Annotated in this window: 14 protein-coding genes and 1 rRNA gene; 5 read left to right on the forward strand and 10 right to left on the reverse strand. The window is 58.5% G+C overall.

Annotated elements, in window-relative coordinates; all coding sequences use genetic code 11:
- Positions 1 to 348: 348 nt before the first annotated feature.
- The 4 genes from CAURIM_RS12185 to CAURIM_RS12200 all read right to left on the reverse strand — a co-directional run bounded on the left by CAURIM_RS12185 (position 349) and on the right by CAURIM_RS12200 (position 4,606).
- Positions 349 to 1,865 (reverse strand): 16S ribosomal RNA (locus CAURIM_RS12185).
- 583 nt (positions 1,866 to 2,448) lie between these two features.
- Positions 2,449 to 3,438, reverse strand: coding sequence for a hypothetical protein (locus CAURIM_RS12190; RefSeq protein ID WP_236659367.1), 990 nt, complete (start codon positions 3,436 to 3,438; stop codon positions 2,449 to 2,451).
- On the reverse strand, positions 3,435 to 4,235 hold the full coding sequence (locus CAURIM_RS12195; protein ID WP_070711336.1) for an ATP-binding cassette domain-containing protein: 801 nt from the start codon (positions 4,233 to 4,235) through the stop codon (positions 3,435 to 3,437). Before CAURIM_RS12195 ends, CAURIM_RS12190 begins: the two co-directional genes overlap by 4 nt.
- The gene (locus CAURIM_RS12200; protein WP_070444724.1) at positions 4,232 to 4,606 is read right to left on the reverse strand and encodes a GntR family transcriptional regulator; all 375 of its coding nucleotides are present in this window, start codon (positions 4,604 to 4,606) and stop codon (positions 4,232 to 4,234) included. The genes CAURIM_RS12195 and CAURIM_RS12200 overlap by 4 nt, the downstream gene beginning before the upstream one ends.
- 225 nt (positions 4,607 to 4,831) lie before the next feature.
- Between CAURIM_RS12200 and CAURIM_RS12205 the strand changes: the two genes are divergently transcribed.
- Positions 4,832 to 6,049 carry an NYN domain-containing protein gene (locus tag CAURIM_RS12205; RefSeq protein WP_070444722.1) on the forward strand — a complete coding sequence of 406 codons (1,218 nt, stop codon included), beginning with the start codon at positions 4,832 to 4,834 and terminating at the stop codon, positions 6,047 to 6,049.
- Between the two features lie 107 nt (positions 6,050 to 6,156).
- On the opposite strand, the gene CAURIM_RS12210 is transcribed toward CAURIM_RS12205, so the two are convergent.
- A complete protein-coding gene (locus CAURIM_RS12210) occupies positions 6,157 to 6,972 on the reverse strand; it encodes a PspA/IM30 family protein (protein ID WP_070444720.1) in 816 nt (271 codons plus the stop codon).
- Positions 6,973 to 7,129: 157 nt separating this feature from the next.
- A complete protein-coding gene (trxA, locus tag CAURIM_RS12215; RefSeq protein WP_070644737.1) occupies positions 7,130 to 7,495 on the reverse strand; it encodes a thioredoxin in 366 nt (121 codons plus the stop codon).
- A 147-nt stretch (positions 7,496 to 7,642) separates the two neighbouring features.
- Here trxA and CAURIM_RS12220 point away from each other — a divergent pair, with 147 nt between their 5' ends.
- The 4 genes from CAURIM_RS12220 to CAURIM_RS12235 are packed head-to-tail and all read left to right on the forward strand — an operon-like array spanning position 7,643 to position 11,859.
- Positions 7,643 to 7,843 (forward strand): heavy-metal-associated domain-containing protein, encoded by a 201-nt coding sequence (locus tag CAURIM_RS12220; protein WP_010187886.1) that lies wholly within the window; start codon positions 7,643 to 7,645, stop codon positions 7,841 to 7,843.
- A 5-nt stretch (positions 7,844 to 7,848) separates the two neighbouring features.
- Entirely contained in the window at positions 7,849 to 10,020 is a 2,172-nt protein-coding gene (locus tag CAURIM_RS12225; RefSeq protein WP_010187888.1) for a heavy metal translocating P-type ATPase, read from the forward strand.
- Between the two features lie 11 nt (positions 10,021 to 10,031).
- Complete coding sequence (locus CAURIM_RS12230; protein WP_010187889.1) at positions 10,032 to 11,366, forward strand: MFS transporter; 1,335 nt, start codon at positions 10,032 to 10,034, stop codon at positions 11,364 to 11,366.
- Positions 11,356 to 11,859 carry a VanZ family protein gene (locus CAURIM_RS12235; protein ID WP_029158879.1) on the forward strand — a complete coding sequence of 168 codons (504 nt, stop codon included), beginning with the start codon at positions 11,356 to 11,358 and terminating at the stop codon, positions 11,857 to 11,859. The genes CAURIM_RS12230 and CAURIM_RS12235 overlap by 11 nt, the downstream gene beginning before the upstream one ends.
- 1 nt (position 11,860) lies before the next feature.
- Here the strand turns inward: CAURIM_RS12235 and dnaB are convergent, their stop codons facing one another.
- From dnaB to rpsF, 4 genes are all read right to left on the reverse strand, one after another.
- Positions 11,861 to 13,285, reverse strand: coding sequence for a replicative DNA helicase (gene dnaB, locus CAURIM_RS12240; RefSeq protein ID WP_010187892.1), 1,425 nt, complete (start codon positions 13,283 to 13,285; stop codon positions 11,861 to 11,863).
- 643 nt (positions 13,286 to 13,928) lie between these two features.
- A complete protein-coding gene (rplI, locus tag CAURIM_RS12245; protein ID WP_010187895.1) occupies positions 13,929 to 14,381 on the reverse strand; it encodes a 50S ribosomal protein L9 in 453 nt (150 codons plus the stop codon).
- 46 nt (positions 14,382 to 14,427) lie between these two features.
- Positions 14,428 to 15,018, reverse strand: coding sequence for a single-stranded DNA-binding protein (locus CAURIM_RS12250; protein ID WP_070525637.1), 591 nt, complete (start codon positions 15,016 to 15,018; stop codon positions 14,428 to 14,430).
- 51 nt (positions 15,019 to 15,069) lie between these two features.
- Positions 15,070 to 15,360, reverse strand: a complete 291-nt coding sequence (gene rpsF / locus CAURIM_RS12255; RefSeq protein WP_010187899.1) for a 30S ribosomal protein S6 — start codon at positions 15,358 to 15,360, stop codon at positions 15,070 to 15,072.
- Between the last annotated feature and the right edge of the window lie 103 nt (positions 15,361 to 15,463).

The following is a 15,463-nucleotide window of genomic DNA, read 5'->3' on the forward strand; positions in this document are numbered from 1 at the left end:
CACCACCAACACACGCACAAAGCACGTATCAGCAGCAAGCATATGGTTTAATGCTCGCGTCCACTATACAGTTCTCACACAACACCCCACACCAGCCCAACAACCAGAACATTAAGCACTCTGACCATCAAGCTCATGTGGGTTAAACAACCAGGGAACAATGCCCCAGACACCCAACAATGCACCACGTACTTTTAAAAAATGTTAGTCAACCATTCTGGTTAAGATGTATCTCCACCCGATTAAACAAACGGTGGCAGCAAAACAATCGTTCACTCAACCACCACGCACATGAAAACACTCACATGCTTAAAGACACCAACTGGTGCCACAAATAAAGCTCCTTAGAAAGGAGGTGATCCACCCGCACCTTCCGGTACGGGTACCTTGTTACGACTTCGTCCCAATCGCCGATCCCACCTTCGACAGCTCCCTAACAAGTTTAGGCCACTGGCTTCGGGTGTTACCAACTTTCATGACGTGACGGGCGGTGTGTACAAGGCCCGGGAACGTATTCACCGCAGCATTGCTGATCTGCGATTACTAGCGACTCCGACTTCATGGGGTCGAGTTGCAGACCCCAATCCGAACTAAGGCCGGCTTTCAGCGATTCGCTCCACCTCACAGTGTCGCTGCGCGTTGTACCGACCATTGTAGCATGTGTGAAGCCCTGGACATAAGGGGCATGATGATTTGACGTCATCCCCACCTTCCTCCGAGTTAACCCCGGCAGTCTCTCATGAGTCCCCAACCAAATGCTGGCAACATAAGACAAGGGTTGCGCTCGTTGCGGGACTTAACCCAACATCTCACGACACGAGCTGACGACAACCATGCACCACCTGTACACCAACCACAAGGGACACTACATCTCTGCAGCAATCTGGTGTATGTCAAGCCCAGGTAAGGTTCTTCGCGTTGCATCGAATTAATCCACATGCTCCGCCGCTTGTGCGGGCCCCCGTCAATTCCTTTGAGTTTTAGCCTTGCGGCCGTACTCCCCAGGCGGGGCGCTTAATGCGTTAGCTACGGCACAGAAGACGTGGAAGCCCCCTACACCTAGCGCCCACCGTTTACGGCATGGACTACCAGGGTATCTAATCCTGTTTGCTACCCATGCTTTCGCTCCTCAGCGTCAGTAACTGCCCAGAGACCTGCCTTCGCCATCGGTGTTCCTCCTGATATCTGCGCATTTCACCGCTACACCAGGAATTCCAGTCTCCCCTACAGCACTCAAGTTATGCCCGTATCGCCTGCACGCCCGAAGTTAAGCCCCGGAATTTCACAGACGACGCGACAAACCACCTACGAGCTCTTTACGCCCAGTAATTCCGGACAACGCTCGCACCCTACGTATTACCGCGGCTGCTGGCACGTAGTTAGCCGGTGCTTCTTATACAGGTACCGTCACTTGCGCTTCGTCCCTGTCGAAAGGAGTTTACAACCCGAAGGCCGTCATCCCCCACGCGGCGTCGCTGCATCAGGCTTCCGCCCATTGTGCAATATTCCCCACTGCTGCCTCCCGTAGGAGTCTGGGCCGTATCTCAGTCCCAATGTGGCCGTACACCCTCTCAGGCCGGCTACCCGTCGACGCCTTGGTAGGCCATTACCCCACCAACAAGCTGATAGGCCGCGAGCTCATCTTGCACCGAAAAAACTTTCCAACCACCACACTAAAGGCAGTTCATATCCGGTATTAGACCCAGTTTCCCAAGCTTATCCCAGAGTGCAAGGCAGATCACCCACGTGTTACTCACCCGTTCGCCACTCGAGTACCAGTGCAAGCACTGGCCTTTCCGTTCGACTTGCATGTGTTAAGCACGCCGCCAGCGTTCGTCCTGAGCCAGGATCAAACTCTCCACAAAAAGGCCGTGAAAAGCCCAAACCTAGACAAACAGACAAACCACACCGCATGATGCAAACACACCACACGGACTGGCTATCCAAAAATTACATAAAGAAAAAATCCAAAAACCAACCCCCAACCCGACGGGGATATACAAGGAGGCTGGCCCAGTCAGAAGATTTTAAACAATACGCCCAAACAACTTATGTTATTTACAATGACGCCGCTAAAAGGAAAAGCGCCATCCGGCATACACCAACCGTGCCACACATACGGCACAACACGGCCAGAACAAATAAAATCAACCAACAAAAAAGTACATTGGCACACTATTGAGTTCTCAGACATCGTCACCACACAGCCATACGGCCCGCTTTAAGCGAAACGCAGTACTGCGAGTAAAGAAAATATTTGTTGTCAGGGCCTGTTTTCCTACCGCCTCTCTCCAAGAACCTCTGTTCCTGTGGGGCGCTGTCGGTCGCGCTGACTCATATAAAGTTACATACGGCCTTGAAAAAACACAAATATGCACTTCAAAGAAGGTTTTTATCCCTTCTTGAAGTGCACAAAGACAACCGTTTAACGCCGACATTGGTTGGCGCTCAGCGTGACCCAAACCAGCCCATGAGGCCCGGGCTAAACACGTTGGTCTTTTTAGCCATCCGGGGATACGCGGCAACCCACACAACGTAGATGATTGCCATCCCTGTGAACGTCCACCCCATCGCAACGCTGGGATTGATAAGCCACGCTATGAACAGTATGGCGATTGCTCCCGCTAGCGCAGTTGTGTAAAGCCACGTCGGTTTGTCGGTAATGGCGAAACTTAAAAGTAGTGACGTTGTAGCAAGACACACGATGGTGAACCCCGCTGGATTGCCGGTCCACATCATCGCTACCAGATCGGCCACGAGCGATAGGACCACGGGGATTGCCGTGCACAGCACAGTGGCCTTAGCCCAGGCACCGCGCGGCAGCCCAAAGGCCACTGCATCTTTGAGTGAGCTGCGGATTGAATCAGCAACTAGCGGCAGGACAATCAACGTAACAATGACACCCACGATGCCCACGGCGGCATCCCACAGCTTGCTCACCACGATGGTTATCGCTATTGCGATGGCTACACCGATCGCAGTCCACATCCACGCGCGAACCTGGGGACGCAACACAATTTGGGAGACCGGGGACGCTGAGAACCAGCCCGTCGAAGAATCACCATCGCTGCCTACGATGAGGGAGCTCGCGGTCATGCGCGATGGCTCGACGCGCTTGGCCACGCAGAATATCCACGCTGCCGTTGGCGCGATGAGAGTCCACCACGGAAAGGCGAAGGGCGCGCTAACAAGAATGAGCACAAGCGTCAGGGAAGCATTGATTCGCCGGTGCCCATTCCACACCCGGGTGCTCAACCCAAAGGTCAGATAACGCGTGAAATCAGGCTGCGAAAGGTAAACCATAAGGACCATAAAGAGTGAGTAACCAATGGCCCACCCTTGCCCGCGATCCATTCCCAGCACCGGAAGGACAACAATCCACAAGGCAAAAAAGAAGCTGTTCCAGCTCAGCGCCATATGTCTATAGATCTTCATCATGCCTCCCCCAATGCCAACACTGCCTGTTCGAGGGATACCTCGCTGGCACGCAAACCCATTTCCTGGGCCATGTCGAAGACGTTGGTGGTGTGGCTGGGGCGGGCGTCGACAAGCGCGCGGTCTGCCACGGCTGAGGTTTCGCGCTCAAGGACCGGAAGCTGCAGGCGCCCCAGCGCGCGATCGAGGGCTTCGGCAGAGCCGGTGAGTTGGACGACGCCCTCAATGAACTCATCGATGGGTCCGGAGATCGGGCTCTCCCCCATCAAAGCCACGGTATCGAGCAAACCGGATAACTCGTTGAGGTGGTGGGTGGAGACAATGATGGTGCGGCCATGCTCCTCGCGTAAGACTTCGTAGAATACTTCCCGCTTGGAAGCGTCGAGGCCGAGATAGGGTTCGTCGAGAAGCATGTACGGCACCCCCGAAGCCACCGCGACAATGAAGCTCGCCGCCGACTTCTGCCCGCGGGAAAGCCCCGAGTAGTTCTTCATCGGGAGCTCGAAACGCTCCACCAATTCCTCGGCGCGCTCCTTGTTCCAGGTGGGCCAGCGCAGGCTGGCTACGGTGAAGACTTTCTTCACGTTCCAGCCTTCGGGCAAGGGGTTGTCGATACCCATAAGCACAACCTTGTTGAGCACCTTTTCATTGTCATAGGGCTTGTCGCCATCGACCTTGATGCCGGAAGCATTCAGCTGTCCGGCAATCTTGCGTAGCAACGTGGTCTTACCAATACCGTTGGGGCCGACGAGGCCATGTGTGAGGCCGTCGCCGAAGGTGAAGTGTGGGGTGGAAATCATGAGTAGAGTCCTCGGCTTTCTGCGACAAGATCAATGAGGTCATGGAGCTGCTGGCGGGTATAGCCCAGGTGCACGGCTTCGTCGATCAGCGGCGCGGCGTACTCGGCTGCAAATTCTTGGCGACGCCGCGCGCGAATCATTTCGGCTGCACCTGAGGTGACAAACATCCCGATGCCCCGGCGCTTTTCGAGGATCCCCAGATCCACGAGAAGAGAAAGGCCTTTACGGGCGGTGGCGGGATTGATGCTATGGAAGGCGGCCAGCTCGTTCGTGGACGGCGCCTGTGCCCCTTCGGTGAGGGTGCCTTCGATAATGGCGTCCTCAATGAGCACAGCTATCTGACGGAAGAGCGGCTGCGCGGAGTTATCCATGCCGACTCCTTAGCTGGTTGGTTACTCATGTAACTAACCATATAACCATCCTTTAGTCCTGGCAAGACTGCATCGAGCCCTGACTTTGACCTGGGAATTCCCTCAAGGTTATCGACGTTTTGTGACTAATGGGGCACACTGGAACACACCGGCCTTAGGCTGGAAGACCTCACAGAAGTGACCTAAGAAAATTATTTAGAAGAAATAGAACGGAATTTAGGAGCCATGCTTGAACGAACACTTGTCTTCGTCGACACGTCATATCTACTCGCCAGTTTCTATAACTCATGGGAAACGGGTGCCCGAGCCCAGCTAGAGATTGATTTACCCGAAGTAGTCAGCTCCCTTGGTTCCATGATTGAGAACCAGGTTGGAAACCGTATTCACCGCCAATACTGGTATGACGGAATCCCGGATACTGGGCCCCACCGCTACCAGCGAGCGTTGCGCGTCTGCGATGGCGTGCAGCTGCGTACCGGCCAACTCATCGAATGGGGCGAGCGCCGCACCCAAAAAGCGGTGGATACCCGCCTTGTCGCCGACATGATCGTCTCCGCTATGAAGGGCCAAGTCACGGACTTTGTTTTGGTCTCCGGCGACGCCGACATGATCCCCGGAGTGCAGGAAGCCGTCAATAACGGCGTGCGCGTGCACCTCTACGGCTTCGGCTGGGATTCAATGTCCTCCGCTCTGCGCCATGCGTGTGATTCCACCACAATCCTTGATCCGCGCGAGGACTTCGCCGATGCAATGGAGCTCGAGGTTCTCGAAGGCCCGCTACCGCCAACCATCCGCGAACCCCAGAATTCCGAGGACGGCAGCGAGGACGTGAGCGATGCCGCTAGCGAGCTCGCTCCGGAATGCGAAGAACCTACCGAGGCACAAGCTGCTTTCCCCTCCGCACCGAAACCCGGGCCGGCCACTCCTTCTGCCGCGGCACAAGATGTGGCGGCCACGGCCGCTCACCCCGAGTCAGCAGCACCCAGCGTCCCCGCCGAGGACGAGGAGCCCTCCCAGCCTGGAACCGCTGCTCAGGAGCCTGCCGACAAAGAGTCGGAAGCAGGCACCGAAGCCTCGAAGCCTGCTCCCAAGCCGGCCGCGCCAAAGCCGTCGATGATGGCACCGCGCCGCAAGCTACGTTCGAAGTACGTTCCGCTCCCTGAAGAAGTGTGGAGCTCCGCCGGGTTCCAGTCTCCCTTTGATGTGGGACAGCAATATGCCTCGTGGTGGTTCGACAACGCTGCGAGCGCTGATCAACGCGACCAGGCTCACCTGCTATCGGGCGGCGGGCTGCCACCGGAAATCGACCGCCCGCTGCTGCAGTTCGCCTGTGAAACGCTGCACGAGTACACGCTCACCGAAACCCAGCGCGTCAACCTGCGCGATGGCTTCCACTCGGGCATCCGCGGCGTGCTCATCAATATCCGCCGGCAAGATAGCTAAAACACCACAGAGACCTTTGAGAGCATAAGGCGCTGAAACTCCCAGGCCGCGCTACGCGGCCCGCTCTCAAAGGTCCCTTTTCTATGCGGTGATGTGGTCCGCGGTGGCTACTGCTTGCCCTCGGTGGTCTCCGATTCGGAACCAACACCAGCTTCGGTGCCAGTCTCAAGCGCTTGGTCGCTAGCGAAGGGGGAACCTTCGATCTCCTTATTCTTGGCCATCTCGGCGCGAATCTCGTCCAAGCGGGACGCGGCGGCCGTATCGTGACCCGCGGCCGAAATCTCCTGAATCCGGCTGCCACCAGTTGCCTGGTGCAGCTCCTGAGCGCCGAGGGCATCGGCGTAGCGCTTCTCAATCTTGGCGCGTACCGAATCCAACGTTGGCGTGGAATCATCGGGCTTGAGCTCGTTCATAGAGTCCAAGGCCTCAGCGTTCTTCTCCTGCATCGCTGCCTGATCAGCCTGGGACAGCAACTGGTCCACCTGCGCGAGCTGCTCCTTAAGGCGGGCCTCCGACTGCTGCTGCTGGGCCTTCGCCTGCTCGGCAGCTTGGGCGGCGGCCTCGTGCTGGGACTTCAGATTGGCCAACTCATTCTCTACGGCGACCAGCTGGCTCGCCACGACCTCTGCCGCTTGGTTGTACTCGGCGGCCTTCTGCGGATCCTCGGAAGCATCCGCCAGCTCCAGCGCCCGGCGGGTCTGGTCTTGGTAGTCCTTCTGGGACTTCACCAGGCGGTTGAGCTGCATTTCCAGCTGGGTTTTGCGTCCAATAATCTCCGCCGCATGTTCGGAAATCTGGCGATGTTGCTCTTTCGCACCTTCCACGGCCTGCTGGATCTGGACCTTGGGGTCAGCGTTCTCGTCGATCTTCTGATCGAAAGAAGCCATCACATACTTCCAGCCTTTGCTAAATGGATTTGCCATCGCACTCACTCCTTAGTGGTTCCTGCAACAGTATTTAATGCAGCTCTTATTAGTGGCCTATATAAAAAGACGCTTTCCTGCGAGTGTAGCGATACTCACAGGAAAGCGCGCGCGGCGGGCGTACTTGGCCCTCCGCACCAAGGAGAAGTCTTCGGGACTATTCCGCCTTCTGGCTCTCCACCTGGGCGCGGACTTCGTCCATGTCGAGGGCCTTAACCTGGCCGATGAGATCCTCCAGGGCTGCCGGCGGCAGGGCGCCAGCCTCACGGAAGACCAGGATGCCATCGCGGAAAACCATCAAGGTAGGGATGGACTGAATCTGCAGCTTCGCAGATAGCTCCTGGTTGGCCTCAGTATCCAGCTTGGCAAACGTAGCATCAGGGTGCTCTTCAGATGCCTTCTCAAAGACCGGGCCGAAGCGCTTGCACGGGCCACACCATTCCGCCCAGGCATCGACGAGCGTGATGCCGTCGGCAGAGATGGTCTCCTGGAACGTGTCCTCAGTAATGTCAATCGTTGCCATGTTGTTCCTATCAGTCTCGGGGATTTTTGTCGGTTCTATCAACCCTCAACGGTACACAAGACTCGATTATTCCTTGCGCGTATACCCCAGGGGGGTATATTCTTGGCAGTAGCATTAACCGTTAAGAAGAGAGAAGGATTCATCACCATGAGCACCACAACCTACACCGTTACCGGCATGACCTGTGGCCACTGCGAGCTTTCCGTCAAGGAAGAGATCTCAGAGATCAGTGGCGTAACCGACGTTACTGCCGACCACACCACCGGCGCAGTCACCGTCACCGGGGAGGGTTTTAGCGATGAGCAAGTTGCTGCTGCCGTCGCCGAAGCCGGCTACGAATTGGCCTAAACACCATGACTACCAGCCTCACCCTCGGCATCACTGGGATGACCTGTACGTCGTGCTCCTCCCGCGTCGAGCGCAAACTCAACAAACTCGACAACGTTGAAGCCACGGTCAACTTCGCCACGGAGTCTGCCTCCGTGAGTTATGACCCTGCAACGACGACGCCCGCCGATCTCATCGACGTCGTCGAAGGCGCGGGCTACGGAGCCTTCACCATGGACGGTGAGGGGGAGGAACCAGCAAGCACGGCGGAGGATGCTCGCGAGAGCGAAGCCTCCGACATCCTTCAGCGCACCCTGCTCTCTGCGGCACTCTCCCTACCAGTGATGCTGCTTTCCATGGTCCCGGCCCTGCAGTTTCAGCACTGGCAGTGGGCCTGCTTGATGCTCACGACACTCGTCTACGTCATCGGCGGAGCACCCTTCCACCGCGCTACCTGGGCCAATCTGAAGCATGGCGCTGCCACGATGGATACTCTCATCACACTGGGCACTACCGCCGCTTTCGGTTGGTCCCTCTACGCGCTCTTTTTCGGCGATGCCGGAATGCCCGGTATGACCATGCACATGACGCTACGCTCCAATGACGCGCAGATGGACCACATCTACCTCGAATCCGTCGGCATGGTTATCACCTTCCTGCTGCTTGGACGGTGGTTTGAGCTCAAAGCTAAGGGGCGCTCCTCCGAGGCGCTCACCACGCTGCTGACTATGGGGGCTAAAGAAGCCACCGTGCTTCGCGACGGCACCGAAACCCGCATTCCCGCCAGCGAGCTCCACGTAGGCGATGTTTTTGTGGTCCGTCCCGGCGAGAAGATCGCCACCGATGGCGTGGTTCTCAGCGGTCATTCCGCCGTGGATGAATCCCTGCTCACCGGCGAGTCAATGCCGGTTGAGGTTTCACCCGGCAGCACGGTGACGGGCGCTACCATCAACGCCTCTGGGCGCCTTGAGGTGCGCGCCACCCGCGTTGGCTCCGACACCGTTTTGGCCCAGATGGGCGCGCTGGTCACTGCGGCCCAGACCTCGAAGGCCCCTGTACAACGTCTCGCGGACCGCATCGCCGCCGTCTTTGTCCCGATCGTCATCGGCATCGCTCTCCTCGCCCTCGTGGCACACCTGTTGTTCGGTGGTATCGCCCCAGCCTTCGTGGCCGCCGTCTCCGTCCTCATCATCGCGTGTCCGTGCGCCATGGGCTTGGCGACGCCCACCGCAATCCTCGTGGGCACCGGGCGCGGCGCCGAACTGGGAATCCTCATCAAGGGCCCGGAGATTTTGGAATCGACGCGCCAGATCGACACCATCGTTCTAGATAAAACGGGCACCATCACGGAAGGCCAGATGTCGGTGGGAGCAATCCAATCTACGGCAGGGCACACGCAGCAGGACGTTCTTCGTCTCGCCGCGGCCGCAGAGCAGGGCTCCGAGCACCCCATCGCACGCGCCATCCGCACGGCTTACGACGGCGAGCTCCCCACAGCCGAAGACTTCCACGAGCTTCCCGGCCAAGGCATCGAGGCAACGATTGAGGGCGCGCACGTGCGAGTCGGCCGGCCGCCTGCGGGCTATGAGGGCACCGGGACCCAAGTCGGCGTCTACGTCGATGACACCCTGGCAGGCTCCATCGAGCTGCAGGATCGCATCAAGGAATCCTCCGCCGCCGCCATCGCAGCAATGCACAAGCTAGGACTTACACCCCACCTACTCACCGGGGATAACGCCGGCGCGGCGCGTGCAGTGGCGCGAGCCGTTGGCATTGATGATGCCAACGTGACAGCGGAGGTCATGCCCGCAGACAAAGTGGATACTATTGCTCGTCTGCAGGAGCAGGGGCGCACTGTGGCCATGGTGGGCGATGGCGTCAACGACGCCGCAGCGCTCGCGCAGGCGGACCTCGGAATCGCGATGGGCGCGGGAGCAGACGTGGCCATCGAAGCTTCCGATATCACGGTGATGAACAACGACCTGCGCTCCGTTGCCGAGGCAGTGCGACTCGCGCGCAGCACCCTGCGCATCATCAAGGGCAACCTATTTTGGGCCTTCGCCTATAATATTATTCTTCTTCCTGTGGCAGCGTTTGGCCTGCTCAACCCCCTACTGGCGGGGTTGGCAATGGCCCTGAGCTCAGTCTTTGTGGTGACCAATTCTCTGCGGCTGAAAAGCTTTACCCCCGAGGAGTAAGCTTAGCCTGCATGAATCGTCTTGATCATCGCTCTATCTCACGCACGGAGAGGCTCGACCGCCTTCCCGTCACTGGAAAACACAAACGTCTCCTCTTCGGCTCCGGCATCGGCTGGGCGCTCGACGCCATGGACGTGGGCCTCATCTCCTTCATCATGGCCGCTTTGGCCGTGCACTGGGGGATCACACCGACCCAATCCTCCTGGCTGGCGTCCGTGGGCTTCATCGGCATGGCCTTGGGCGCCACCTTCGGCGGCCTCTTGGCCGATAAGTTCGGCCGCCGCCACATTTTTGCTCTGACCCTGCTGGTCTATGGCCTTGCCACGGGCGCTTCTGCCCTGGCAACGGGCCTCACGCTCCTCATCATCCTGCGCTTCTTCATCGGACTTGGCCTCGGCGCTGAGCTGCCGGTGGCCTCCACGCTGATTTCCGAGTTCGCACCGCTCAAGGTGCGCGGGCGCATGGTCGTTCTGCTGGAGGCCTTCTGGGCGGTGGGGTGGATCCTCGCTGCGGTAATTGGAACGTTCGTGGTGGGGGCGTCGGAAAGCGGCTGGCGCTGGGCCCTAGCGCTCGGCATGGTGCCCGCGCTCTACGCTCTCTATGTACGCCTTCACTTGCCTGAATCAGTGCGCTTCCTAGAGTCGAAGGGCCGCCACGAGGAAGCAGAAGAAATCGTCGCTTCCTTTGAGGCCGAGGTAGACGAGGCGGACATTGACCGCACGACCCCGGCACCGACCTACTCCGAGGAAGATGTCACCGCCACCAGCATTTGGTCAAAGTCCTTGCGCGGGCGCACGCTGGCGCTGTGGACCATCTGGTTCTGCGTCAACCTCTCCTACTACGGCGCCTTCATTTGGATTCCGTCACTGCTTGTCGCGGATGGCTTCTCCCTGGTGAAGTCCTTCAGCTTCACGCTGATTATCACTCTCGCCCAGCTACCCGGCTACGCCGCAGCCGGCTGGCTCATCGAGGTCTGGGGCCGCCGCTCGACCCTAGCGATATTCCTCGTGGGTTCCGCCCTGTCGGCCGGGTTCTTTGGTTTCGCTAACACTGAAGCCATGATCATCCTGGCCGGTTGCCTGCTCTCCTTCTTCAACCTTGGCGCGTGGGGTGCGCTGTACGCCATCGGCCCGGAGCTCTACCCCACCGCCCTGCGCGGGCGCGGTACCGGTGCGGCAGCTGGCTTCGGCCGACTCGCATCAATCCTGGCACCGCTCATCGTTCCGCCGCTCATCGCGGTGGCAGGAACGGGCTCGCTCTTCGCGCTGTTCGCAGCAGCCTTCGGCCTCGCAGCTGTAGCAGCACTGACACTGCCAGAGTTCAAGGGCAGGACCCTTGCTCAATAGGGTCGCCCTTGGCGCGTGGATCGCGGTCATGGCCGCGCTCACCACGCTTAAGCCCTTCTATCAGATTGGCTACCTCTGGAAGCCGGAGAACCAGCGAGTTCGTGACCTGCGTTTGGTGCCACTTGATGAGTTCTCCGGAGGCACCTGGTTTGGCCCGCTTTTTGAGTATGCGGGCAATACCGCCTTTTTCATTCCTTTCGGCATGCTCGTCTTCAGCATGTGCCGATCAATCAAGGCAACGGCCGCGTGGGGATTCGCGCTGAGTTTGGCACTGGAAACAGTCCAGTATGCCTTCACGCTAGGACGCACTGATATTGATGACCTCATCTTCAATACGATCGGCGTGCTCATCGGCGCGGCATTCGCCCGGCTTTGTGGCGAGCGCTTCTTCCCGGTGTGGCGATGGCTGGCGCTCGCCGCGGCTGCGGTCTTCTTGGTCTTGGTCATCCTCGGCCCACGGTTGGGTGACCCCAACGCTGTCGTGGACCTGTAATTTAACCGTGCGCCATGTTGACGAACTTGGAGTAGTGCAGCTGGTGCGCCACCTTCACCGTGTCGATCGGGCCGCCACGGTGCTTGGCCAGGATGATATCCGCCTCACCGGCGCGGGGATCATCGCGGTCTTGTGAGTCTGGGCGGTAGAGCAGCATAACCATATCGGCGTCCTGCTCAAGCGAGCCGGATTCACGCAGATCCGCCAGCTGCGGCTTCTTATCGGTACGGGATTCTGGACCACGGTTCAGCTGCGAAATCGCGATGAGCGGAACTTCCAGCTCCTTGGCCAACAGCTTGAGCTGGCGCGAGAACTCCGAAACCTCTTGCTGGCGGGACTCCACCTTTTTGCCTGAAGACATCAGCTGCATATAGTCCAGCACAATGAGGTCTAGACCGTGCTGCTGCTTGAGGCGGCGGGCCTTGGAGCGAATTTCCATCATGGTGAGGTTCGGGGAATCATCGATGAACAGAGGCGCATCCTGGATGCGGTTGAGGGTGTCATCGATCTTGGCCCAATCCTCCGTGGACACGCGGCCACCGCGCATATCCGACAGCTTCACTTCCGCCTCCGCAGACAACAGGCGCATGACGATCTCTGAGGCAGACATCTCCAGGGAGAAGACCACGGAGGTCTTGTTATGCTGCAGTGATGCCGAGCGCATGAAGTCCATGGCCAGCGTGGACTTACCAACGCCAGGGCGGGCGGCGACGATGATCATCTGGCCGGCACGCAGACCATTGGTCAGGTTATCGAGGTCGATGAAACCGGTGGGCACGCCGGACTCCACGCCGTTTTGTTGCAGGGCGGCGAGTTCATCAATGGTGGGATCGATGAGATCACTCAGCGCACGGTAATCCTCGGTCGTTTTCTTCTGCGCGACAGCGAAAACTTCCTGCTGGGCGCGGTCCAGCACGGACTCAATCTCCATGTCTTCGGAGCCTTGGAAGCCGAGTTGGACGACTCTTGTTCCAGCGTCCACCAGCTTGCGCAGCACCGCCTTCTCCGCGACAATCTCCGCGTAATAGCGGGCGTTGGCAGCGGTTGGCACCGTGGCCAACAGGGTATGCAGGTAGGGCGCACCGCCAACGCGCTCGAGGTTGTTATATCGATCGAGTCGGGCCGCCACAATCACCGCATCAATGTCGGTGCCTGCGGCATAAAGGTCAATCATGGCCTGGTAGATGAGCGTGTGCGCAGGATAGTAAAAATCCTCCGGCTCCAGCTCTTCAATGACCTCCATGACCGTGTTCGGGCTCAGGAGCATAGCACCAAGGACGCCTTGTTCTGCCTCACGGTCCGCGGGCGGCTGACGGAATTCGCCGTAACGCTTAGGCTCCTCCTGCCGGTAGGAGCGGCGGGGTTCCTCCTCTACCGGCTCCGGTGGTGGTGGAACCTGGTCATCATCAAAACTGGCATTAGTCATTGCTCATTAATCCCACCGTTCATTAATCCCACCCTGGCCGTGTGCCTGAAATCCTCACTCTTCTCCGCGCCGGACGGCCAGGCTTCGATGCAGTGCCGAGCGGCAACCGCGCGTTGTACACAACAGTCTAGCTGAGGGTCAAGACACTACCCCTTGGGCATAACTCCCATAGTTATCCACAGAGACCTGTGGAATTCCCAGGTCAGCAAAGACACGGTGTGCAAAGACAGAGGTCAGGGCTGTGGATAACTTTGCAGCGCTGTGACCTGCGATGATTATTTCCACTGGTCAGGATAGGTTTTTCCTAGTGTGAAAATCCGCACAAAACCGGTGGAAAAGTAGGCCCCCAACTGAATATCGCCCCTACCAGCGGGTTAACACCGTGCGCCGTGAGTAAATTCACCGTTAACTCACCACCGAGTTATCCACAGATAGTGCGAGTTATCCACAGTTTGAGTCTTTCCCCAAATCTCTATCCCCAAAAGCCCACAAAACGGCCTGAGGCCGTGCTTCCTCTCACCACCTCACATAGTGGGAGGAGCACGGCCTCAAGCCTTGCTGTTGTCTTAAGGTCACGTCCTGCGTACCGGCGCCGCGCCTCACACGCGGGCGGACGGAGGGTGACCGTCGTGCGCCTTAGTTCTTAGGCAGCGACGACCGAGAAGTTCACCTTGCCGATAACGTCAGCGTGCAGCTTCAGCTCGACTTGGTAGTTGCCGGTCTTCTTGACCAGGCCCTTGGGAAGCACAACAATGCGCTTGTCCAGCTTCGGGCCGCCAGCGGCGGCAACGGCGTTCACGATGTCCTCTGCGGACACGGAGCCGAAGAGCTTGCCGGACTCGGAGGTCTTCACCGGGACGTTAACGTCCTTGAGCTCCTCCAGCTGGGTACGGATCTCGCGTGCATGGTCCAGGTCGCGGATTGCGCGAGCTTCCTGGGCGCGCTTGATGCCCTCGATCTGCTTCTCAGCACCGCGGGTGGCAACGATAGCCAGGCCGCGCGGAAGCAGGTAGTTACGTCCGTAGCCGTCCTTAACCTCTACAATTTCGCCGGGGGCGCCGAGGTTCTCAACGGCAGCGGTGAGGATCAGCTTCATGATCCCTGCCTTTCAATTGAGTTAAATGAATACTTGCATGACAGTCTTAGAACGGGGGTTCTGCATCCGCACCACCAAAGCTTCCTGCTTGGGGTGCCGAATTCCACGGATCGTTGCTCGGAGCCGACTGCTGGGACTGCTGCGGGGCAGAGGACTGGGACTGGTTTCCGGAGAAACCACCCTGGTTTCCGGAGAAACCGCCTTGGTTGCCACCGCCGTAGTTAGCACCACCCTGCTGCTGGCCGCCGCCATAGTTGCCGCCGCCGTTGCCGGACTTGCGGTTAACCTGTGCGGATGCATAACGCAGGGACGGGCCGACCTCATCGACCTCAATCTCAAAAACAGTGCGGTTCTCGCCCTCACGAGTCTGGTAAGAGCGCTGGCGCAAACGGCCAGTAACGATAACGCGCATGCCCTTGGTCAGGGTCTCCGCAACGTTTTCTGCGGCTTGGCGCCACACGTTGCAGGTGAGGAACATGGCCTCGCCATCCTCCCACTGGGAAGTCTGCTGATTATAGCGACGCGGGGTGGAGGCAACACGGAAATTCGCCACTGCGGCACCCGCCGGGGTGAAGCGCAGTTCCGGGTCAGCAACGATGTTGCCGACAACCGTGATGTTGGTATCTCCCTGAGCCATGTCTTTACTCCTTAATATCGGTTACGTGGATTGCTCGAAACCCAGTATCCGCTATTTGCTGTCGGTGCGCAGAACCTTGGTACGCAGAATGGAGTCGTTCAGGTTCAGACGGCGATCGAGCTCGAGAACGGAGTGGGATTCACACTCCAGCTCCACGACTGCGTAGATGCCCTCTTCCTTCTTGTTGATCGGGTATGCAAGACGGCGCTTGCCCCACACGTCAACCTTTTCGACTTTGCCGCCATCCTTGCGGATTGCCTCGAGGAACTTGTCTAGGGACGGGGTTACGGTGCGCTCATCCTGATTAGGATCCAGAATGATCATGACTTCGTAGTGACGCACGGACCTCATCACCTCCTATGGTCTAGTAATTGGTATCGGCCATATCACCTTTGCGGATATGGCAGGAGGGTCTGTTGCGTCAAGCAACCCTCACACAGTACCG

Origin of the sequence: Corynebacterium aurimucosum (assembly GCF_030408555.1) — a bacterium.
In the GTDB taxonomy this organism is placed as follows: Bacteria; Actinomycetota; Actinomycetes; order Mycobacteriales; family Mycobacteriaceae; genus Corynebacterium; species Corynebacterium aurimucosum.

Excerpts from the sequence above, each read along its gene's own strand:
- CAURIM_RS12190 (WP_236659367.1), bottom strand. The coding sequence starts at position 3,438 with ATGATGAAGATCTATAGACATATGGCGCTGAGCTGGAACAGCTTCTTT.
- CAURIM_RS12195 (WP_070711336.1), bottom strand. The coding sequence starts at position 4,235 with ATGATTTCCACCCCACACTTCACCTTCGGCGACGGCCTCACACATGGC.
- CAURIM_RS12200 (WP_070444724.1), bottom strand. The coding sequence starts at position 4,606 with ATGGATAACTCCGCGCAGCCGCTCTTCCGTCAGATAGCTGTGCTCATT.
- CAURIM_RS12205 (WP_070444722.1), top strand. The coding sequence starts at position 4,832 with ATGCTTGAACGAACACTTGTCTTCGTCGACACGTCATATCTACTCGCC.
- CAURIM_RS12210 (WP_070444720.1), bottom strand. The coding sequence starts at position 6,972 with ATGGCAAATCCATTTAGCAAAGGCTGGAAGTATGTGATGGCTTCTTTC.
- trxA (WP_070644737.1), bottom strand. The coding sequence starts at position 7,495 with ATGGCAACGATTGACATTACTGAGGACACGTTCCAGGAGACCATCTCT.
- CAURIM_RS12220 (WP_010187886.1), top strand. The coding sequence starts at position 7,643 with ATGAGCACCACAACCTACACCGTTACCGGCATGACCTGTGGCCACTGC.
- CAURIM_RS12225 (WP_010187888.1), top strand. The coding sequence starts at position 7,849 with ATGACTACCAGCCTCACCCTCGGCATCACTGGGATGACCTGTACGTCG.
- CAURIM_RS12230 (WP_010187889.1), top strand. The coding sequence starts at position 10,032 with ATGAATCGTCTTGATCATCGCTCTATCTCACGCACGGAGAGGCTCGAC.
- dnaB (WP_010187892.1), bottom strand. The coding sequence starts at position 13,285 with ATGACTAATGCCAGTTTTGATGATGACCAGGTTCCACCACCACCGGAG.
- rplI (WP_010187895.1), bottom strand. The coding sequence starts at position 14,381 with ATGAAGCTGATCCTCACCGCTGCCGTTGAGAACCTCGGCGCCCCCGGC.
- CAURIM_RS12250 (WP_070525637.1), bottom strand. The coding sequence starts at position 15,018 with ATGGCTCAGGGAGATACCAACATCACGGTTGTCGGCAACATCGTTGCT.